The sequence below is a fragment of the Mesorhizobium helmanticense genome (assembly GCF_003034915.1).
GTDB lineage: Bacteria > Pseudomonadota > Alphaproteobacteria > Rhizobiales > Rhizobiaceae > Mesorhizobium > Mesorhizobium helmanticense.
Genome location: NZ_PZJX01000029.1, coordinates 127,387 through 148,220, shown reverse-complemented (window position 1 = coordinate 148,220; position 20,834 = coordinate 127,387). Strand labels below are relative to the sequence as shown.

The 20,834-nt window shown below is 63.1% G+C and carries 16 protein-coding genes; 8 read left to right on the top strand and 8 right to left on the bottom strand.

Annotation, left to right across the window (positions count from 1 at the left end; translation table 11 throughout):
* From C9427_RS17120 to C9427_RS17110, 3 genes are read right to left on the bottom strand one after another with little or no spacing between them, the layout of a single operon-like run.
* Positions 1 to 897, bottom strand: coding sequence for a homocysteine S-methyltransferase family protein (locus tag C9427_RS17120; protein ID WP_107650309.1), 897 nt, complete (start codon positions 895 to 897; stop codon positions 1 to 3).
* On the bottom strand, positions 894 to 3,347 hold the full coding sequence (locus tag C9427_RS17115; RefSeq protein ID WP_107650308.1) for a GcvT family protein: 2,454 nt from the start codon (positions 3,345 to 3,347) through the stop codon (positions 894 to 896). Before C9427_RS17115 ends, C9427_RS17120 begins: the two co-directional genes overlap by 4 nt.
* Positions 3,348 to 3,362: 15 nt before the next feature.
* Positions 3,363 to 3,950, bottom strand: coding sequence for a helix-turn-helix domain-containing protein (locus tag C9427_RS17110; RefSeq protein ID WP_167434384.1), 588 nt, complete (start codon positions 3,948 to 3,950; stop codon positions 3,363 to 3,365).
* Between the two features lie 273 nt (positions 3,951 to 4,223).
* Here C9427_RS17110 and C9427_RS17105 point away from each other — a divergent pair, with 273 nt between their 5' ends.
* Positions 4,224 to 4,922 (top strand): nitroreductase, encoded by a 699-nt coding sequence (locus C9427_RS17105; RefSeq protein WP_107650307.1) that lies wholly within the window; start codon positions 4,224 to 4,226, stop codon positions 4,920 to 4,922.
* A gap of 23 nt (positions 4,923 to 4,945) precedes the next feature.
* On the opposite strand, the gene C9427_RS17100 is transcribed toward C9427_RS17105, so the two are convergent.
* The 5 genes from C9427_RS17100 to C9427_RS17080 all read right to left on the bottom strand — a co-directional run bounded on the left by C9427_RS17100 (position 4,946) and on the right by C9427_RS17080 (position 11,658).
* The gene (locus tag C9427_RS17100; protein ID WP_107650306.1) at positions 4,946 to 6,388 is read right to left on the bottom strand and encodes an MFS transporter; all 1,443 of its coding nucleotides are present in this window, start codon (positions 6,386 to 6,388) and stop codon (positions 4,946 to 4,948) included.
* Positions 6,389 to 6,522: 134 nt separating this feature from the next.
* Positions 6,523 to 7,110, bottom strand: a complete 588-nt coding sequence (locus C9427_RS17095) for a sarcosine oxidase subunit gamma (protein WP_107650305.1) — start codon at positions 7,108 to 7,110, stop codon at positions 6,523 to 6,525.
* Positions 7,103 to 10,096 (bottom strand): sarcosine oxidase subunit alpha, encoded by a 2,994-nt coding sequence (locus C9427_RS17090; RefSeq protein ID WP_107650304.1) that lies wholly within the window; start codon positions 10,094 to 10,096, stop codon positions 7,103 to 7,105. Before C9427_RS17090 ends, C9427_RS17095 begins: the two co-directional genes overlap by 8 nt.
* Positions 10,093 to 10,389: a sarcosine oxidase subunit delta gene (locus C9427_RS17085; protein WP_107650303.1), complete on the bottom strand. Its 297-nt coding sequence runs from the start codon at positions 10,387 to 10,389 to the stop codon at positions 10,093 to 10,095. The genes C9427_RS17090 and C9427_RS17085 overlap by 4 nt, the downstream gene beginning before the upstream one ends.
* Before the next feature lie 9 nt (positions 10,390 to 10,398).
* Positions 10,399 to 11,658 carry a sarcosine oxidase subunit beta gene (locus tag C9427_RS17080; protein WP_107650416.1) on the bottom strand — a complete coding sequence of 420 codons (1,260 nt, stop codon included), beginning with the start codon at positions 11,656 to 11,658 and terminating at the stop codon, positions 10,399 to 10,401.
* A gap of 197 nt (positions 11,659 to 11,855) precedes the next feature.
* Between C9427_RS17080 and C9427_RS17075 the strand changes: the two genes are divergently transcribed.
* From C9427_RS17075 to C9427_RS17045, 7 genes are all read left to right on the top strand, one after another.
* Positions 11,856 to 14,345: a mechanosensitive ion channel family protein gene (locus C9427_RS17075; protein WP_107650302.1), complete on the top strand. Its 2,490-nt coding sequence runs from the start codon at positions 11,856 to 11,858 to the stop codon at positions 14,343 to 14,345.
* 162 nt (positions 14,346 to 14,507) lie between these two features.
* On the top strand, positions 14,508 to 14,771 hold the full coding sequence (locus C9427_RS17070) for a hypothetical protein (protein ID WP_006335571.1): 264 nt from the start codon (positions 14,508 to 14,510) through the stop codon (positions 14,769 to 14,771).
* Positions 14,772 to 14,973: 202 nt separating this feature from the next.
* Complete coding sequence (locus C9427_RS17065) at positions 14,974 to 16,407, top strand: UbiA family prenyltransferase (protein ID WP_107650300.1); 1,434 nt, start codon at positions 14,974 to 14,976, stop codon at positions 16,405 to 16,407.
* 1 nt (position 16,408) lies between these two features.
* A complete protein-coding gene (locus C9427_RS17060) occupies positions 16,409 to 17,761 on the top strand; it encodes an FAD-binding oxidoreductase (protein WP_107650299.1) in 1,353 nt (450 codons plus the stop codon).
* A 124-nt stretch (positions 17,762 to 17,885) separates the two neighbouring features.
* Positions 17,886 to 18,320 (top strand): EamA family transporter, encoded by a 435-nt coding sequence (locus C9427_RS17055; protein WP_107650298.1) that lies wholly within the window; start codon positions 17,886 to 17,888, stop codon positions 18,318 to 18,320.
* A complete protein-coding gene (locus tag C9427_RS17050; protein ID WP_107650297.1) occupies positions 18,317 to 19,324 on the top strand; it encodes an NAD-dependent epimerase/dehydratase family protein in 1,008 nt (335 codons plus the stop codon). The genes C9427_RS17055 and C9427_RS17050 overlap by 4 nt, the downstream gene beginning before the upstream one ends.
* A gap of 30 nt (positions 19,325 to 19,354) precedes the next feature.
* A complete protein-coding gene (locus C9427_RS17045; RefSeq protein WP_107650296.1) occupies positions 19,355 to 20,827 on the top strand; it encodes an aspartate aminotransferase family protein in 1,473 nt (490 codons plus the stop codon).
* Positions 20,828 to 20,834 lie beyond the last annotated feature (7 nt).

Below are 20,834 nucleotides of genomic sequence, written 5' to 3'. Positions count from 1 at the left end.
TCAAATTCCCGAGATTTCGTAGCCGGCCCGTTCGAGCCGGTCGCGCAGGGTGGCGATGTGGGCCGGGCCGACTTCACAGCAACCACCGACGATGCCGGCGCCGGCTTCGACCCAGCCGACGGCGTGGTCGGCATAGGCCTCCGGATCAAGGTCGTGGCGGGCGTGTAGGACATGGACGGTGCCGCCATGCTTGAGCGCTTCGATCGACGTGAAGCCATTGGCATAGGCGCCAACCTGGCCGCCGAGAGCGATCAGTTCGGGCAGTGCCGCGCTGATAGCTTCAGGCCGGCAGCAATTGATCAGTCTGGCCGCGATCGGCAGGCCGTCGAGCGCGTTCGATGCCGCCGCGATCTTCTCGCCGCTGCGCAGGCGCGGCGTGCCGTGATCGGCAAGCGTCCACGACACCCATATCGGCTTACCGCTTTCAGAGGCTGCGGTGACGGCGGCGCGTGCTTCCTCGGCCGAGGCCATGGTCTCGCACAGGAACAGATCGACGCCTTCAGCCTGCTCGGCGACGATACGGCGGTAGGTGTCGAGCGTCTCCTGGAGGGAAATGGTCAGCGCCGGAGCGTAGCTGCCGAACAGCGGCGACAGGCAGCCGGCGATGGCCACGCCGCCGGCTTCGTCGCGAGCCTGCCTTGCGAGCTCGATGCCGCGTTTTTGCAGCGACCCGAAGAGGTCTTGTGCTCCTTCCCGCGCGAGCCGCTCTGGCGTCGCCGAATAGGTGTTGATGGTGATGACGCGGGCGCCCGCCCGGATGAATTCCGCATGCAGGTCGCGCACCAGATCGGGCTCGTCGATCAACACCCTGGCCGACCATAGTGGCGTCGGCTCGGATTTGCTGCGGCGGACCAGTTCCTGGCCCATGCCGCCGTCGGTGAGGATGACGGACTTCATGCGCGCAATCTTTCGTTCTTCGGATCCCACAGCGGTTCATCCTTCTGCACCACCGCCTTGAAGCGGTCGCCGAAGATCTCGACTTCGACCGTGGTGCCGGGTTCGGTCAGGTCGGCGCGCAGCATGCCGAGCGCGATCGACTTGTCGATGCGATGGCCCCAGCCGCCGGATGTCGTTTCGCCGACGATCTTGCCGTCATGCCAGAGCGTCGACATGTAGGGCGCGTCGCTGTCGCCGGGGTTTTCGACGACCAGCGTGACGAAACGCTTCTTCACGCCTTGCTGCTTCTCGTTCAGCAGCGCCGCCTTGCCGCGGAATTCGGGCTTGTCCCATTTGACGAAGCGCTCCAGCCCGCCTTGCAGGATCGAGTAATCGGTCGACAGGTCGTCCTTCCAGGCGCGGTAGCCTTTTTCGAGCCGCAGTGAATCCAGCGCGTACATGCCGAACGGTTTCAGGCCGTGCTTCTTGCCGGCGGCCCAAACAGCATCGAAGACGGCGGCGGTGTCGCCGACCTTGGTGTGGATTTCCCAGCCAAGCTCGCCGGCAAAGGACACCCGTACCAGCTTCGCCCAACGGCCGGCTATGCCGGTTTCCTGATGCGTGAGCCAGGGCAAGGCAAGATCGGCGGCGCAGACCTCCGCGAGGATCTTTCGTGAATTGGGACCGGCGAGGATCTGCGTCGAATATTCCTCGGTCCAGTCGATCAGCGTGAACGGCGCCTCTTTGGGCATGCGCGACTTCAGCCATTCGAAATCGTGCCATTGCGCCACCGCCGCGGTGATCAGCGTCATCTGGTCCTCGCCATGGCGCACGACGGACATTTCGGTGACGATGCGGCCCTTGTCGTCGGAAAAATAGACGAGGCCGATGCGGCCGGGCTTCGGCACCAATCCGGTCACCTGGAGGCTCAGCCATTCGGCGGCGCCGGAACCTTCGAGGTTGAACCGCGAAAAACCGGGCAGGTCGAGGATGCCGGCGGCGTCGCGCACCGCCAGGCACTCCTCGCGGACACGTTGCTGCCAGGGACCATCACGGCGGAAGGTCAAAGTGGCTTCCTCCGAAATGTCGTCGCCTGGCTGCGCATACCAGGTGGCGCGCTCCCAGCCATTGTAGGCGTCGAAGCGGGCGCCCCGCGCCTTGATGCGATCATGGATCGGCGACAGCTTGCGGTCGCGCCCGGCCGGCCAGGCATGGCGTGGAAACTGGATGGCGTATTCGTTGCCGTAGATCTCCATGCCCTTGGCGACGCAATAGTCCGGCGCGGCAGCGAATGAAGTGAAGCGGCGCGGGTCGCAGGACCACATGTCCCATTCAGTCTGACCTTCGGTGACCCATTCGGCCAGCACCTTGCCGGCGCCGCCGCCTTGCGCGATGCCGAAGGTGAAGACGCAGGCCTCGAAAGCGTTCGGCACGCCGGGCATCGGTCCGATCAGTGGGTTGCCGTCCGGTGCGTAGGGGATCGGGCCATTGATGACCTTGGACAGGCCGGCGGTGCCGAGGATCGGCACGCGGGCGACGGCGTCGGCCAGATAATGTTCGAGACGGTCGAGATCGTCGGGGAACAGCTGGAAGGAAAAATCCTCCGGCATCGGATCGTTGTGGGTCGCCCAATGCGCGCGGCAATTGCGCTCATAGGGGCCGAGATTCATGCCGGTCTTTTCCTGGCGCAGATAGTAGGAGGTGTCGACGTCGCGCAGCAGCGGCAGTTTCTTGCCTTGCTCTTTCGACCGGGCGGCGAGCTCGGGGATTTCCTCAAACAATATGTATTGATGGCTCATCACCATCAACGGCACCTCGCGGCCGAACATTTTTCCGACCTCGGCGGCGCGGTAGCCGGCGGCGTTGACGACGATCTCGCAGCGGATTTCGCCTTGCGCTGTTACAACCACCCACTCGTCCCCGTCGCGGCGCACGCCGGTGACCGGGCAGAAGCGGATGATCTTTGCGCCCATGTCGCGCGCCCCCTTGGCAAGCGCCTGGGTCAATTGCGCTGGGTCGATATCGCCGTCGCTTGGATCGTAGAGCGCGCCCTTCAATTCATGGGTTTCGATGAAGGGGTAGCGGCGCTTGATCTCGTCGAGCCCGACCACGTCGATGTCCATGCCCTGGTAGCGGCCCATGCCCTTGGCGCGCTGGAACTCCTGCATACGCTCTTTCGTATGAGCGAGCCTGAGCGAACCGGTGACGTGGTAGTTCATGGGATAGTCGACCGCGTCGGCCAGCCCGCGATAGAGCTCGGTTGAGTAGCGCTGCATGTTCATCAGCGACCATGACGAGGAGAAGGTTGGCACATTGCCGGCGGCATGCCATGTCGAGCCGGATGTCAGCTCGTTCTTTTCCAGAAGCACGCAGTCGGTCCAGCCCGCCTTGGCGAGGTGATAGAGCGACGAGGCGCCGACGACACCGCCTCCGATGATCACCACGCGCGCCGTGGTCGGCAAACCGGCCATGTCAAAACCCCTTGTCTAGTAAACAGGCGGCGAAATCACCCAGATGACCACCGCCGGTTGGACACCCGGATTGCGCCAGCGGAACGGCTTGCCGTCAAAGCGAAAGGAGTCTCCCTCGCCAAGCCTGTGCCAGACGCTGGCAATCTCGATCTCGAAGATACCCGACGCGACATAACCGGCTTCCTCCGTCGGTCGGCGCGCCTCGGTCTTCAGTTCCGAGCCCGGTGCAAAGACCGAACGCAACATCTCGAAGCTACCGCCGAGATCGGGCGACAGAAGCTCCTCCACCAGCCCGGATTCGCTTGTGCCAAGCGAGCGCCGGCTGCCGGCGCGCACGACCACGCCGCGCTCGCTCTCGACGGGCACATCGTGGCTGAAAAACAGGCTGACCGGCACGCCGAACAATTCCGCGAAAGCCCTGAGATCGCCGAGCGAGGGCGTCGATAGACCGCGTTCGACCTGGCTGACCCAGCCGACGGAACGGCCAAGCTTCAGGCCGATCTCTGCCAGCGTCAGTCCGCGCGCCTTGCGTAGCGCCCTGATGTCGCCGGCCAAAAGCCGCTCGGTGTTTTCCTGTTCCGGTCGGATAGCGGTTGAGGGCAAAGCCAGGTTCTCAATGAAAATCGCTATTGGTGAAAAATGCGCGACAAATTTCATGAGAGGTCAAGTCTGTGAAAAAATCAAGAGGATTTTCATGGAGCCACAAGAATTGCTTGCGCCTTTTTGACGGTTCATGCAAAGGCTCGGCCGCGAACGGCGAATGGGGGCGTCCGGTCGGGACTTGAGGCGACGCGTTAAGTCTTTGTTTTGTGCATGCCGCTGTCCAAACCGCTAGACGTTTTGGGCGACCATGCACCTGGGACTAAGGGACGGCCCATGCTGGAAGACAACACCCGTATTGCGATGGCAATCGTCGACGAGGCGATTACATCGCGCCGGTCGGTGCGGGCCTTCCTGCCCGACATGGTCGACGACGACACGATCCGCGCAATTCTGGCCGTTGCAGCGCGTGCGCCTTCGGGCACCAACATGCAGCCATGGCGGGTCTATGTCACCAAGGGCAAGGTCAAGCAGCGGATCACCGACGCCATCCTCAATTCCGGCATCCGCGCCGAAAAGGCCGACTGGGACGAATACCGCTACTATCCCGACCAGTTCTTCGAACCCTATCTCACGCGGCGGCGGGCGAACGGTTTCGGCCTCTACGGCGCGCTCGGCATCGGCCGGCGCGAGGTCGACAAGATGCGTGCGCAGCACGACCGCAACTTCGTCTTCTTCGACGCGCCGGTGGGCATGATCTTCACCGTTGACCGGCGGCTGAACAAGGGCTCGTGGATCGACTACGGCATGTTCCTGCAGAACATCATGGTGGCGGCGCGGGGCAGGGGCCTGCACACCTGCCCGCAGGCAGCCTTCGCGCCCTATCACCGGCAGATCAGGCCGGTGCTCAACATTCCTGACGAAGAGATCGTCGTCTGCGGCATGGCGCTCGGCCACGAGGACACGTCCAAGCCCGAAAACGAATTCCGCACCGACCGCGCGCCGCTCGATGAGTGGGTGACGTTCGCCAAGTGAGGCAACCTTCGGGTTCGGTTGCTTTACTCCGTACTGACCGGCGCGCCATGGCCGCTGACGTGAGCTCCGTCCTGCGGCGTCAGCTTGAGGTAGGCGAACAGCGCGCACAGCGTGATCAGGCCCTCGATGATGAACAGGATGCGAAAATCGTTGATGCTCGCATGCCCGCCGCCGGCCAGAAGCGACAGCAATGCGGCCGCCAGGCCGACGCTGATCGCCACCGCAAGCTGCCATAATATGTAATAGAGCGCGCTGAAGCGGGAGAGCTGTTCGGGCGCGATGTCCGAATAGGAGAGATTGCCGGTCGAGGCCCATTGCACCGAACGGAACATGCCGAAGACGAAGATGTAGGCGAGCACGATCGAGGTCGGAGCGCTCTCCTGCATGAAGGCAAAGCCGGCGACCAGGCAAGCGGCAACCGGCGTGTTGAAGATCAGCACGCGCCGGAAGCCGAAACGGTTCAAGACGCGCGGCATGAAGAAGCGCATCAGCAGCGAGCCGATCGCGGCGACAAAGGTCAGCGACCCCGCTTGTACGGCGCTCATGCCGAAACCTAGCTGGAACATCAGCGGTAGCAGGAAGACGACCGAGCTGAGGCCGATCGTGTCGAGGCCGCCACCGGTCAGGAAGCTGATGCGGAACGTGCGGATGCGCAGCAGATTGAGGTCGAGGAGCGGGTTGCGGGCGCGCAGGCAATAGAAGGCGGCCACGGCAAGGATGGCGATGGCGAGCCCGAGTTCGCCGGCGACGATGCCGCCGGTGGCATCCCTGGCGGCAAGCGAGTCCATGCCGAAGACGAGCAGCGCCATGCCAATGCCGACGAGCAGGAAGCCCGGAAAATCGAATGAGGTGCGAACCGGCTTGGTTGTGGTCGGGAACAGCGAGGCCGCCAGCAGCGCGGCTGTCAACGCGAAGGGGACGTTGATGAAGAAGATCCAGCGCCAGGAAACGTAGGTGGTGAGCGCGCCGCCGACCAGCGGGCCGACCAGTGGCCCCGACTGGCCGGCCAGCGAGATGTACATGTTTATCTTCAGTGTGCGGTCGCGCGGAAAGCTCGAGAGGATGACGATCTGGCCGAGCGTTCCCATCAGCGCGCCGCCAAAGCCTTGCAAGGCGCGCGAGGCGACCAGCGTCCAGAGGTCGCCGGACAGGCCGCACAGTGCAGAGGCGGTGGCGAAGACGAGCAAGGCGAAGCAATAGACGTTGCGCAGGCCGAAGCGGTCGGCGGCCCAGCCGCCAACCGGCATCGAAATGATCAGGCTGGCGACATAGACGGTGATCAGAAGGCCAAGCTGGCTGGGCGGCCGGGCCAGGCTTTCGCCGATGCCGGGTAGGGCGGTCACCACGACATTCTGGTCAAGGCTGGTCATGAAGACGCCACAGGCCACCGTCGCCGGCAAAAGCATCGACGCCTCGCCCGCCGGGGCAAAGCGGGTTGTGGCTGTCGCCGAAGTCTCCGCGGTCATGAAAGGATATTGTCGAACCGGTTGCCTGAGCGGGCGCTCGCCCCGACAAGAGCCCGTGATTCTATCTATCCTCCCGGCTGGCCCAAGGCTCAAGCAGCAGTTGTGTCAGTCCATAGTGCCAAGCGGCCAGCCTGCTACTGCACCTCGTAGCCGACTTCCTCGCTGGCATGGCAGAGCGCCTTCCAGAACGAGCGCGCGAAGGAGCGGAATACGTAGACGTCGAACTGGTCGGCGCCGGTGCGCTGGATCTGCGCGAAGACATCGTGATGCACCGTGGAACGGCCGGCGCCGACCGGGAAGGCCGGCAGCGCGAAGTCGATGGCGAAGAACTTCGCCAGCACCCATTCGGCCTTCGGTCCGGCGATGCGGATCGCGGTGCGGCCATGCGACAGGTCGGTCACCGTGCCGATCGCCGGGGTGACGGCACCGGCAAAGGCCGAGACCAGGCCTTCTGCCTCGTCGACGACGGTGAATTTCCCCGGCGCAAAGCCAAATACCGACCTTGCACCATCGGTGCTGCCGCCGCCGGCGCCGTCGGGCAGGGCAAGGCCGGTGACCGTGCGGATGACCGATATCAGCTTCTTCTCCTCGCCTGGCCAGGCAGCGAGTTGCAAGATCGATCCCGGCTGCGTTTCGGACAGGATAATGTCCACGCCATGCTCGAAATTGCCATGCGAGCCGACCTGCAGCACCGGCTCAAGCGGTGATTGGCGCTCAACCATGCATGCGGCTCCCGTCCGAATCGTAGAAGTGGTTGGAGACGATCTCGATCGGCCCGAACCGGTTGCGCAGCGGATCGGAGACAAAGGCGCGCGAGCCGTGCCTTGCCTTGCCGCCCTTGATCAGCGCCAGCGCGATGTGCTTGCCGAGCGCTGGCGAATAGCAGCAGGCCGTGATGTGGCCGATGGAATCGTGCGGATTGGCTTCGTCGAGCACTTCCACGACATGCGCGCCGCCGTTGAGCGGCCGGTTGTCGAGCGCAATCAGTCCGACGAGTTCGAGGCGGTCGGGCGCGATCAGGCCCTCGCGATCCATCATCGCCGAGCCGATGAAGGGCTTCTTCTTGGACAGCATCCAGTCGAGATGCAGGTCTCGCGCCGTGGTGCGGCCGTCGATCTCGGCGCCGGTGACATGGCCCTTTTCGATGCGCATCGTGCCCAGCGCCTCGAGCCCGTAGGTGACCAGCCCGAATGGCTTGCCGGCCTCGACCAGCGCTTCCCAGACATGGGTGCCATAGCCGGCGCCGCAATAGACTTCGAAGGCCATCTCGCCGGAGAAGGAGAGCCGGCAGATCATGACAGGCACGCCGGCTATCTTGCCACGCACGATGCCCATGAAGGGCAAGGTGGCGTTGTCGACGGCGGTGCCGGTGAGGCAAGCGGCAAGAATTGCCCGCGCCTTTGGGCCGCCGATGGCGGCACCCGCCCATTCGTCGGTCACCGAGGTGACATGGACTTTCAACTCCGGCCAGATCACGTCAAGGAAGTATTCCAGATGCTGCATCACCTTGCCGGCATTGGCGGTGGTGGTGGTCATCAGGAAGTCCTGCTCGCCGAGCCGCCAGGTGGTGCCATCGTCGAAAGCAAGGCCGTCCTCGCGCAGCATCAGCCCGTAACGCGCCTTGCCGACGGCCAGCGTCGAGAACATGTTGGTGTAGACGCGATCGAGGAACTCAGCCGCATCGGGACCCTGCACGGCGATCTTGCCCAGCGTCGAGACATCGACGATGCCGGCGCTCTCGCGCGTCGCCTTGGCTTCGCGCACATAGGCCTGCTCGATCGTCTCGCCTGAAAGCCCGTAGATCATCGGGCGATACCAGAGGCCGGCCGCATACATGGTCGCGCCATTGGCGACGTGCCAGTCATGCATCGGCGTCAGCCGCTCGGGCTTGATGTCGTCGAAGCGTTCCGCGGCCAGCGAGCCGATCGACACTGCGGAATAGGGCGGTCGAAAGCGTGTCGTGCCGACTTCGGGGATCGGCTTGCCCAGCGCCTCGGCCATGATGGCGAGGCCGGGTATGTTGGAGTTCTTGCCCTGGTCGGTCGCCATGCCGAGCGTTGTGTAGCGCTTGAGATGCTCGACCGAGATGAAGCCTTCGCGATGCGCCAGCCGAACATCCTCCGCCGTCACATCGTGCTGGAAATCGACAAAGCTTTTTCCCTTGGCCTTGATCTCGAAGACCGGCGCCGGACGAGGGTCGCCAGGCAAGGATTCGATACTCGGGTACGCCATCGGCGTGCCTGTTGCGCCGACCGCCGAAAGGCCTGCGTTGCGACCGTCCAATATTGCTTCGAGGGTCTTGAAATGGCCGTTGAAGGCACCGGCGCCGATCCATTTCTGTGTTGGCTTTGGTGGCAGGAAAGCTTGCAGCGCTTCGTTCCATTCCGCCCTGGCGCCGGCCTGGCTGGCGAGATGGATGGTCGGCGACCAGCCGCCCGACATCAGCAGGCAATCGGCATGGATGCTGCGCGCATCGCCGCTCAATGCGCCGCTCGCCATGTCGAAGCGCTGCACCTTGAGGCCGGACAGCGCCTTGCCGCCTTCGGTGGCGACCACGGCGTGGCCGGCAAGGATCTCGGCCTCGGCTTCGCCGGCGAGCTTGCGCATTTCGTTCGAAAGCTCCGGGCGCACGTCGACAATGGCGACGATCGCAGCTCCTGCCTTCTTCAGCGCAAGGGCTGCGCGATAGGCGCTGTCATTGTTGGTGAACAGCGCGATCCTGTCGCCCGGCAGCACGCCATACTCATTGGCATAGCGTTCTGCCGCATGGGCCAGCATCACGCCCGGCCGATCGTTGCCCGGAAACACCAGCGGCCGCTCGAAGGAGCCGGTGGCCAGCACCACCGTTTTGGCGCGAATGGCCCAGTAGCGATGGCGCGGCTCACCCTTGCCGGGGTTTTCCTTGTGGTCGGTGACCCGTTCGAGCGCAGCCAGCGTGTTGCCGTCGTAATAGCCCCACACGGTGGTGCGCGGCAGCAGGCGGACATTGTCATGGCCTTCGAGCTGGCCGGCGGTTCGCGCCGCCCAATCGGCGGCCGGCATGTCGTCGATCACCTCGCCTGACCAGTTGGCCGAACCACCGAAATGCGGCTCAAGCTCGGCGAGGATGACGCGTGCGCCCTGATCGGTCGCGGCCTTGGCGGCTATCAGCCCGGCCGGGCCGGAGCCGACCACCAGAACGTCGCAGAATGCGTTCATGCGCTCGTAGCGCGCCGTGTCGGGAGCAGTCCCGGCGCGGCCGAGGCCGGCGGCGCGGCGGATGAAATGCTCGCAGAACATCCAGAAGCGCGTGCCCTTTAGCGGGCCGAACACCGGTCCCATGAAGGTCTTGTAGTAGAAGCCGGCCGACAGCACCTTGCCGCCAAGCTGGTTGACGGCGCCGACATCCCAGGACAGCGAGGGGAAGCGGTTCTGGCTGACGGCCGTCAGCCCGTCATAGATCTCGATCATGGTCGCGGCGATGTTGGGTTCGCGAACCTCGCCGCGCAGCACCGTCACCAGGGCGTTCGGTTCCTCGACGCCAGCCGTAAGCACGCCGCGCGGACGATGGTATTTGAACGAGCGTCCGAACAGGCTGACGCCATTGGCCAGCAGCGCCGAAGCGAGCGTGTCGCCGGCATGGCCGGTATAGGATGCGCCATCGAAGGTGAAGCGTATGGTGCGCAGCCGGTCGATCCGGCCGCCGGTATCGCTGCGGCGCGGGCTCATGATTTACCCCCCGCCTTGTGCCGCGCCGCGGATTTGTGGTCGCCGCGCGCAAAGGTAGTGCTGGAGATCTCGTGTGTCAGCGTGTTGCGCACGACCCTCAGATGAGAGCGGCAACCGCCGGAGTGCTGCCAGATCTCGTTGTGGTCGCCAGCCGGGTTCAGCCGGTCGTAGACATAGGCATTCCATGCATCGAGATTCTGCGAAGCGGGTTGAGGGCGTTCACGGTTGCCGTCGCCCTGATAGGTGAATTCGAGGACGTCGCGCGGGCCGCAATAGGGACAGGTGATCAGCATTTCTTCTACCTAATGCATCCGAGGCGTCGCGCCCTGGCCTTTGTCGTCGATCACCAGGCCGCGATAGAAACGGTCGAGCGTGAAGGGCGCGTTGAAGTCGTGCGGCTCGTCCTTGGCGATGGTCCAGGCAAAGCACCAGCCGGACGCCGGCGTTGCCTTGAAGCCGCCGTAGCACCAGCCGCAATTGAGATACATGCCCGGCAGCGGGCCGGTGGTGATGATCGGCGAGCCGTCCATCGACATGTCGCAGACGCCGCCCCAGGAGCGCAGCATGCGCACGCGAGCGAGGCCGGGGAACAGCGCCAGCATCTCGCTCATCACCTCGTCGACGATCGGCAGGCTGCCGCGCTGGGCGTAGCTGTTGTAGCCGTCGAGGTCGCCGCCATAGACCAGGCCGCCCTTGTCCGACTGCGAGATGTAGAAGTGTCCCATGCCGAAGGTCAGGATCGTATCGATGATCGGCTTCAGCGATTCAGAGACGAAGGCCTGCAGCACATGGCTCTCGATCGGCATATGGTCGATGCCGGCAAGCTGCATGACGCGGCCGGTGCTTCCGGCAACCGCAAGCGCCACCTTCTTGGCGCGGATCTCGCCGCGCGTCGTCGAGACACCTGTGATGCGGTCGCCATCGCGCAGGAAGCCGGTGACCTCGCAATTCTCGACGATGTCGACGCCGCGACGGTCGGCGCCGCGCGCGTAGCCCCAGGCCACCGCATCGTGGCGGGCGGTGCCGGCGCGCCGCTGCATCAGGCCGCCGACAATTGGGAAGCGCGCCGAACCGGAGACGTCCAGCGCCGGGACGAGGCGCGCGATCTCGGCTGTCGTCATCAGCTCGGCGTCGACGCCGAGATGGCGCATGGCATTGCCGCGCCGGGCAAGATCATCAAACTGGCCGGGCGTATGGGCTAGATTCAGGCAGCCGCGCTGCGAGAACATGACGTTGTAGTTGAGGTCGTGCGAGAGGTTCTCCCACAGCTTCATCGAATGTTCGTAAAAACGCGTATTGGCGGGCAGCAGATAGTTGGAGCGCACAGCCGTGGTGTTGCGGCCGACATTGCCTGATCCCAGCCAGCCCCTCTCGAGCACGGCGACATTGGTGATGCCGTGCTCCTTGGCGAGATAATAGGCGGTCGACAGACCATGGCCGCCACCGCCGATGACAATCACGTCATAGGATGCCTTCGGGTCCGGCTTGCGCCAGGCCGGCTTCCAGTCCTTGTTGCCGGTCAATGCGTTTTTGAGAAGCGAAAACGCCGAATATTCCGCCATTCCTTTTGTCATCCTTCGTGGGCGATGCGGCAGACTATAGAGCAGGCCACCGGCGCAAAGCCAATATTGCGCCATCGCTTTTCGACTGGCCGACTCCGAAAACGCGGCGGGCGCGATGGCTTGCCCCGTGATATGAGCGTCTTTATCAAGGAGGCGTTTTCAGCGCTGCATTGCCGTTCGCGAGTCGCCAACAGATCATGGTCTTCAGATTGCTCCGCCTGGTTCTGATCCTTGCGCTGGTCGTCGTGTCAGCGCCGTCGTTCGATGCGATGGCGCAGGCGATCGGCCAGGGCTCCGCCGCGCTGATCGCGGAGCAGCAGAAGGCCATCCAGGATCTGTCGGCCAAGACCGACGACCTCGAGAAGAAGATGCAGCAGGACGGCGAGGACGACGCCGGCCTCGTCGATATTCGCCTGCAACTGGAGGAGATGTCGCGGGCCGCACTGACCAGCGCGCTGGCGTTCCGCTCGCGTCTCTCCGACATCAATGCCCGTATCGAGGTGCTGGGCGCGCCGCCGGCCGAGGGTCAGCCGCCGGAGCCCGAGATCGTCGCCAGCGAGCGCGGGGCCCTGGCGGCCGAAAAGGCCGAGATCAACGCCGTCATCGCCAGCGCGCAAAATTTGTCGATCCGCATCAGCGGATTGATCGACAAGATCGGCGCCATGCGCAGCGCGCTCTTCCGCAATGTGCTGACCAAGCACTATGAACTGTCCGACGCGCTAAGCCCGCAAGTGTTCGCCGACGCCCAGAATGAATATACCGGCCTCTACAGGGCGGTATCGTCCTGGCTGACCTTCGCCATCAAGTTCAAGTTCCAGGCCGTCCTTGCAGCGGCCTTGATGGCGCTTGCACTCGCCGCGGTGCTCTTTGTCGGCGGGCGGCGGCTGTTCGGACGTATCTTCGAAGCGGATCCCTCCGTTGAGGATCCGTCCTATCTCAGCCGGCTGTCGGTGGCGTTCTGGTCGACATTGCTGCCGACGCTGGCGGTCGGCGTATTCCTGGCTTCGACGGTTTTCTTTTTCAACTATTACAATGTGTTGCGTGGCGACATCGGGGTGTTCCTGAATGCCCTGGCCGCCGTCATCGCGGTGGTGTTCTGCGTCAACCGGCTGACCAATGCGGCGCTTGAGCCGCGGCTGCCGAACTGGCGTCTCATACCGGTCGAAACGGGTCCGGCGCGTTGGCTGGTCCGGCTGACCACCGCCATGGCGGTGGTCATCGGCATCAACAGTTTCCTGTCGGTCGTCAACGACAAGATGGGCTCGCCGCTGTCGCTGACTATCGCCAGAAGCTTTGTCGCCACCATCATCGTCGGCGTCATCCTGATCCTGATGGCGTTGCTAAGACCGTTCAAGGCGCCTGACGGAAGCTGGCGTCCCTGGCCGGCGTGGCTGCGCTACACTGCCATCGCGCTCGGCCTCTTCACCATCGCGGCGGCGCTGTTCGGCTATATCGGCCTTAGCTTTTTCGTCTCTCGGCAGGTCGTCGTCACCGGCACGATCCTGGTCACCGCCTATATAGGCTTCCTTTCGGCCCGGGAGATCGGCGAGGAAGGCGGTTTCGCCGGCACTTCGATCGGGCGGTGGCTTTCGGCCACTTCCAGCTATGAGGACGCAGCCCTCGACCAGCTCGGCCTGGTCGTCAGCATCGCCATCAATGTCATGATTGTGCTGGTGTTCCTGCCGCTGATCCTCTTGATGTGGGGCTTCCAGCCCGGCGACATCCAGGCCTGGGCCTACAAGCTGGCCACCGGCATCACCATCGGCTCGGTGACCATCTCGTTTCTCGGCATCCTGACCGGCATCGTCGTATTCATCATCGGTTATTTCCTGACGCGTTGGTTCCAGGGTTGGCTCGACGGCTCGGTCATGGCGCGCGGCAAGGTCGACACCGGCGTGCGCAACTCGATCCGGTTGGCGGTCGGCTATGCCGGCGTGGCGCTGGCGGCACTCGTCGGCGTCTCGGCGGCGGGTATCGATCTGTCCAATCTCGCGCTCGTCGCCGGCGCCCTTTCGCTTGGCATCGGCTTTGGTCTGCAGAACGTCGTCTCCAATTTCGTCTCGGGCCTGATCCTGCTGGCGGAGCGGCCGTTCAAGGTCGGCGACTGGATCGTCGCCGGCGATATCAGCGGCACGGTCAAGAAGATCAGCGTGCGCGCCACCGAGATTGAGACGTTCCAGCGCCAGTCGGTGATCCTGCCCAATTCAAACCTGATCAACAATGCAGTCGGCAATTGGACGCATCGCAACAAGCTTGGCCGCGTCGACATCAAGGTGGGTGTCGCCTATGGCAGCGACGTCAAGCAGGTCCATGCCGTCCTGCTGGAGATCGCGCGCAGCCATGCGCTGGTGCTGAAGAACCCCGAACCTTTCGTGCTGTTTACCAATTTCGGGCCGGCAGCGCTCGAATTCGAAATCCGCGTGTTCCTGGCAGACGTGATGAATGGAAATATCGTGCAGAACGACATCCGCTTCGCCGTCCTTGACGCCTTCCACAGCGAGCATATCGAGATCCCGTCGCAACCGCGCGCCGTCGTCGAGACGAAGAAGCATGAGGCATGGCCGATCGACGACGACAAGATCGAGGCCGAATTCGCCGAACGAGAGCAGGCGTTGGTCGAAGCCGAGGCCGAGGCGAAGCGCCTTGCAAAATCCAGACGCAAGGCCCGCAAGCCGGATCCCGACTAGGAAATTGGCCCAGGAAGCCAGGTTCCAAGGCAACGAAACCAATTGCGGCATGAATGCGGCATTCAGTTGCTGTTCAGCTTCCATGTCATATAAGCTCATATGCAAAGGGCGAGAATGCCTTGCGAAATGCAACAGAGGCGGTGGAGACACCGATATTGCAAAATGTGGAAGTCTGTCGTTGCCGCCATCGCTTTTCTTGCCGTGGGCGGTTCGGCTTTTGCAGCCAGCGCGGTCAACAAGGACGCCGAGACCCGCACGCTGATCGTAACCGAAGGCGGCGGCAAGACTGAGCTGGCGCTGGCCGCCGGCGAAACCGTGGAATTTTGCCCGAATGGCTGTTTCGTCACCTTGCCGAATGGTGACCTCGAAGCCCTGACTGGCTCCGAAACGGTCGAGATTTCGGGCGGCGTCGCCCGTATCAAGTAAACTCGGGCGGTATCTCTTGCAAAGGCCGGGCAATTGCCCGGCCTTTTATTGTTTCCAGTAGCAATTGTTTAACAATGACACTGGAAATACCTCCCAGCCTACATTCTGCAACCGGGCGTTTTAACGTTCACTACGCCGTTCCCCGCTATACCGGATGCGAAGACGCTGAAAAGCGGCGACGGGGTAGGCAGGGCAACGAGAAATGGACGCGCGGTCGGACAGGAACGCAATCCCGCTTGCGGTCGATCTCGACGGCACGCTGATCGCGACGGACCTGTTGTGGGAAGGGTTGTTCATCCTTCTCAAGATGAACCCCCTCTATATTTTTGTGGTGCCGTTCTGGCTCGCCGGCGGCCCGGCGCGGTTGAAGCAGGCGATCGCCCAACGCATCGACATCGATCCCGCATCGCTGCCCTATCGCGAAGTGCTGCTGCGGCGCCTTCGCACCGAACATGGCGAGGGCCGCCAGATTGTGCTGGCAACCGGCACGCCACGCAAGTTCGCCGAGGCGATCGCCGCGCATCTGGGGATTTTCGATCGCGTGCTGGCGACCGATGGTCCGCACAACATGACCTCCGGCAGAAAGCGCGCCTCGCTTGTCGCCGCCTATGGCGATGGCGGGTTCGACTATGTCGGCAACAGCCGGCACGACCTCCAGGTGTTCGACGCCGCGCGCACGGCGATCGTCGTCGCGCCCGACCGGCACGCCGCGCGCTGGCAGGCCATGCACAGCGCCGAAATGATGCAGGCGCCGAAACCGACATTCAAAACCGTCGTCAAGATGCTGCGCGTTCATCAGTGGTTGAAGAACTCATTGATCGCCGTGCCGATGGTGCTGTCGCACGAATACTTCAACTCCGACATGATCTGGGAATGCCTGCTGGCCTTCGTCTCGTTCAGCGCGGTGGCGTCGGCCATCTACATCCTCAACGATTTCTTCGATCTCGCGCTCGATCGCAAACACCCGACCAAGCGCACCAGGCCATTCGCCAGCGGCGCGTTGTCGATCCCGTTCGGCCTCGGGTCGATGGCGCTGCTGCTGGCAATCGGCATCGGGGCCGCATGCCTGCTGCGATGGGAATTCCTCGGGGTGCTTTTGGGCTACATGGTCATCACCACCGCCTATTCGCTGTCGTTCAAGCGCATGCTCCTGGTCGACGTGCTGACGCTTGCGGGCCTCTACACGATGCGTGTTCTGGCGGGCGCGGCGGCGACCGGCGTCGATGTTTCGTTCTGGCTGCTTGCCTTCTCGATCTTCTTCTTCCTGTCGCTGGCGCTGGTGAAGCGCTTTGTCGAGCTGCGCACCACCGCCATTCCGGCCGGCGAGCGAATTGCCGGCCGTGGCTACCGCACCGAGGACCAGGAGATCGTCGCCCAGGCGGGAATGGCCTCGGCCTTTTCCTCGGCACTGGTGCTGGCGCTCTATATGGACAGCGCCGCGGTGCGCGAACTCTACCCCAACCCCTGGCTGGTCTGGCCGCTGGCGCCGATTGTGCTCTATTTGACCATACGCGTCTGGATACTCGCCCGCCGCGACGAGATGCATGACGATCCGGTCGTCTTCATCATCCGCGACTGGCGCAGCCAGATCGTCGTTTTCATCGGCGCCGTGCTGCTGGTCGCTGGAAGCCTGTAACATGGTCGTGGAGACGTTTCAGAGCTTTGGCCTCGCCACGCCGCCGGCACCCAGTGTGATTTCGGCGGGTGACGGCATCGGGCTGCTAAAGCAGCGCAAAGCCAAAAAAGGCGCCTTGCTCGCCTACGGCAACGGCCGCTCCTATGGCGACTCGTGCCAGAATGAAGCGGGCACGCTTGTCGACATGCGGCCGCTGGCCCGCATCCGCGCCTTCAATGCCGAAACCGGCGTGATCGAAGCCGAGTCCGGCGCACTTCTGTCCGATATCATCGCCCATGCGGCGCCCTATGGCTTCTTTCCGGCGGTCGTTCCAGGCACCCAGTTCGTCACGCTCGGCGGCGCCATTGCCAATGATGTGCATGGCAAGAACCATCACCGGCGCGGCACCTTCGGCTGCCATGTCGAATCCTTGACCCTGCTCAGATCCGACGGGCAAACCTATCATTGCTCGGCCACCGACAATGCACTGCTGTTTGCAGCGACGATCGGCGGCATGGGGCTGACCGGCCTGATCCTGTCCGCATCGATCCGGCTGATGCGGGTGCCATCGCTCGACATCGTCGAGACGGCGACGCCTTTCCGCAACCTAGGCGAATTTTTCGAGCTTGCCGAAGCGGCCGACATGGCCAACGAATATGCCGTCGCCTGGATCGACCAGCTTGCCGGCGGTCATCGCAGCGGCCGCGGGCTGCTGTTCACCGGCAATCATGCCGAGCATGGCTCGCATGCGGCCTGGCAGGCCGGCGGCAGTTTTTCGGTGCCCTTCCAGCCGCCGTTCAACGTGCTCAACCGGCCGTTCCTGACCGTTTTCAACGCTGCCTACCGGTGGAAGAAAGGCCGGTCCACGGCGCCGCGCCACGTCGGCTATCAAGGTTTCTTCTTTCCGCTCGACGGCGTTGGCAATTGGAACCGCCTCTACGGACCGAACGGGCTTTTCCAGCACCAGAGCGTGGTGCCGGAAAATGTCGCGCGCCGGGTCGTGCCGGATCTGCTTGCGGCGGCCAAGCGAGCCGGGCAGGGCTCGTTCCTCACGGTCCTGAAGCGCTTCGGCACGGTCCGCTCACCGGCATTGCTGTCGTTCCCGCGGCCGGGTTTCACGCTGACGCTGGATTTTCCCAACCGTGGCAAGGCGACGCTGGCGCTGTTGAAGGAGCTGGACCGCATCACCGTCGAAGCCGGCGGCGCGGTCAATCCTTACAAGGACGCCCGCATGGGCGCCGACATCTTCGCCGCCTCGTTTCCGAAATGGCAGCGTCTCGAAGCGATCCGCGACCCTGCCTTCATGTCGAGTTTCTGGGCCAGAACGGCGCAACAGCTCGAAGAGCAACGGGATGCTGCTGAAGCCGCGGAGTAGCTAAAATTCGAATAATCCGTGGTTAACGAATCGACAACTTCAAGGTTTACTGGAAACGTTCTTACTACTTCACGAAATATTTGCAGATTCGTAGTAGGACGCCTGAAGGGTTGGTAGGAAGAACATGAAATATATCGTCTTCATTTTGTTCACGGTCATGACCAATGCCGCCGCGCAGCTCATGCTGAAGCAAGGCATGATGTCGCTCGGTCCGGTTTCCTTCGAGGGCGTCAATCCGCTGCTCAAGCTGCTGCAGATCGTGTTCAGCCCGTGGGTGTTCCTCGGCCTGTGCACCTTCGTCATCTCGATGGCCTCGCACCTCTATGTGCTGTCCAAGGTCGAGCTCAGTTTCGCCTATCCGTTCCTCAGCCTTGCCTATGTCGCGGTTGCAATCTTCGCCTATTTCATCTTCCGAGAAGATCTCAATGCCTGGCGCATCGCCGGCATCGCCTTCATTTGCGTCGGCACGGTGCTGATCGCGCAGAGTGGTCGAGAGCATGAGGACCAGACTGCTTCCATCGCCTCCGACAAGATTCACGCAAACGAGATCGTTCGATGAGACATGTGATTTTCGGCGGCGACGGTTTCGTCGGCCGCCATCTGGCTCCAAAGCTTCTTGGCGATGGCGAGGAGGTGGTCGTCGCCGATATCGCCAAAAGCGATCTGCCGCACTACCGCTCGGTCAGCCATGTCAAATGCGATGTCACCGATCCGGCCTCGGTCGCTTCGGTCGGGCTGAAGGCCGACGACATGGTCTATAATCTGTCGGCCAAGATGCTGTCACCGATCCAGGTGCGGGCCAAGCGGCACGAGTTCTTTTTCCCGGTGAATTTCCATGGCGCCGAGCACATCATGCAGGCGATGGACAGAGCCGGCGCGCGGAAGCTCGTCCACTACACGACCGACATGATCTACGGCCACACGGTCACGCAGCCAATGACAGAGGAGCATCCGGTCGCGCCGCTCGGCGAATATGGCTGGTCGAAGCAGAAGACCGAGGAACTGGCCGTCGAATGGCGCAAGCGCGGCATGTCGATCTCGCTGTTTCGCCCGCGCCTCATCATCGGCCCCGGCCGCCTCGGCATTCTGGAAAAACTGTTCAAGCTGATCGACTGGAATTTTCCGGTGCCGATGATTGGATCGGGCAGGAATCCCTATCAGTTCATTTCGGTGTTCGACTGCGCCGAGGCGGCGCGCGCCGCCTGGAAGGCCGGCGTGCCCAATGAGGCCTATAATCTGGGCTCGCTCAACCCGCCGCCGGTCAAGAAATTGCTCGGCGACCTGATCAAGCATGCCGGCTCGAAGTCGATCCTGATCCCGACGCCCGGCTGGGCGGTCAAGCGCACGCTCGACCTGCTCGACTTGCTCAACCTCCCAATCATGGATCCGGAACAATATCTGATCGCCGACGAGGAATGCGTGCTCGACGTGTCCAAGGCCGAGCGTCAGCTCGGCTGGGTGCCGCAATATCGCGACGAGGACATGCTGATCGCCGCCTACAGCGAATACCGCGCCAAGAAGGACGGCCATGCCGTCGCCGCCAAACATGTGCCCGCCGAATAACGGCGCCTGCCGAACAAGGGATATTTTGAGATGACCGTGATGGCCAAGCCGGAACACACAAAAGCGCGCACCGTGGTGAGCGCACCGGCGCTGTCGCCGGACACTATCGCCAAGCCAGACCTGATCAGCGTCGAACAGGCCAAGGCAATGGATTTGGCGCGGATGACCGACCTGTTCAAGGCGCATCTCAATCCCGGTCAATTGCACTTCATGAAGCTGCTCGGCTTCCACAAGATCAAGATCGAGCGCGCCGAAGGCATGTTCTATATCGACCAGAACGGCCGCAAGATCCTGGATTTCTTCGGCGGCTTCGGCTCGCTGGCCTTCGGCCACAACCATCCGCGCATTCTCGAGGCGCGCCGCAAATTCCAGGAAGAAAAACGCCAGGAGATCGCTATCGCCTTCATGTCGCAATATGCGGCGGCCCTGGCGCACAATATCGCCAAATGCTCGCCCGGCGATCTCGACATGGTGTTTCTGGGCTCGTCCGGCTCGGAGGCCATGGAAGCGGCGGTGAAGCTCGCCGAGCGCGCCGCCGGCCCAAAGCGGCCAAAGGTCGTCTACGCCGAGAATTCCTTCCACGGCAAGACCAAGGGCGTGCTGGCGATCACTGACGGCCAGCTCTACCGCGCCGACTTCAAGGTCGCCGACAATGTGGTGCGCATTCCGTTCGCCGATATCGAGGCGGTCGAGCGCGCCTTCCGCACGGATCCCGAGATCGGCGTCATCGTGCTCGAAACCATCCAGGGCGGCGGCGGCATCATCCAGGCAGAGGCGCAATACTGGCAGAAATTGCGCGCGCTGTGCGACCAGTATGGCGTGCTGTGGGTGGCCGACGAAGTGCAGTGCGGCTATGGCCGCTCCGGCCGCTTCTATGCCTTCGAGCATTACGGCGTCATTCCTGATGTGACGGCGCTGGCCAAGTCGCTCGGTGGCGGCAAGGCGGCTGTCGGCGCGATGATTGCCCGGCGCGAGATCTACATGAAGGCCTATGGCACGCCGAAGACGGCGATGATCCATGCCATGGCCACCTTCGGCGGCATGGGCGAGGCCTGCGTTACCTCGATCGAGGCGCTCAACGTGCTCTATGACGAGGGGCTGATCGATAATGCCGCCGTCACCGGCGACTACCTGCTGCAACGCCTGCAGGCGCTCAGGGAAAAATACCCGAAGATCATCAAGGATGTGCGCGGCAAGGGTCTTATGGTCGGGCTGGAGTTCCACGACTTTTCGCGGACCTTGCCGATGGTGCTGCGTCCCGTCGTCAGCATGCTCGACGACAAGCTGAAGGGTTCGCTGTCCGGCTTCGTCGGAGCGCTGCTGCTGCGCGACTATGACGTGCTCGTCGCCTTCACCGAATACAACCGCAACGTCATTCGTCTCGAACCACCGCTGATCTGCCAGCGCGAACATGTCGACCGCTTCATCGAAGCGCTCGACAGCCTGTTGTCGCGCGGCATCGTGTCGATCGTGAAGGACTTCGTCAAAAGCCAAGTCCGCTGAGTCGAGG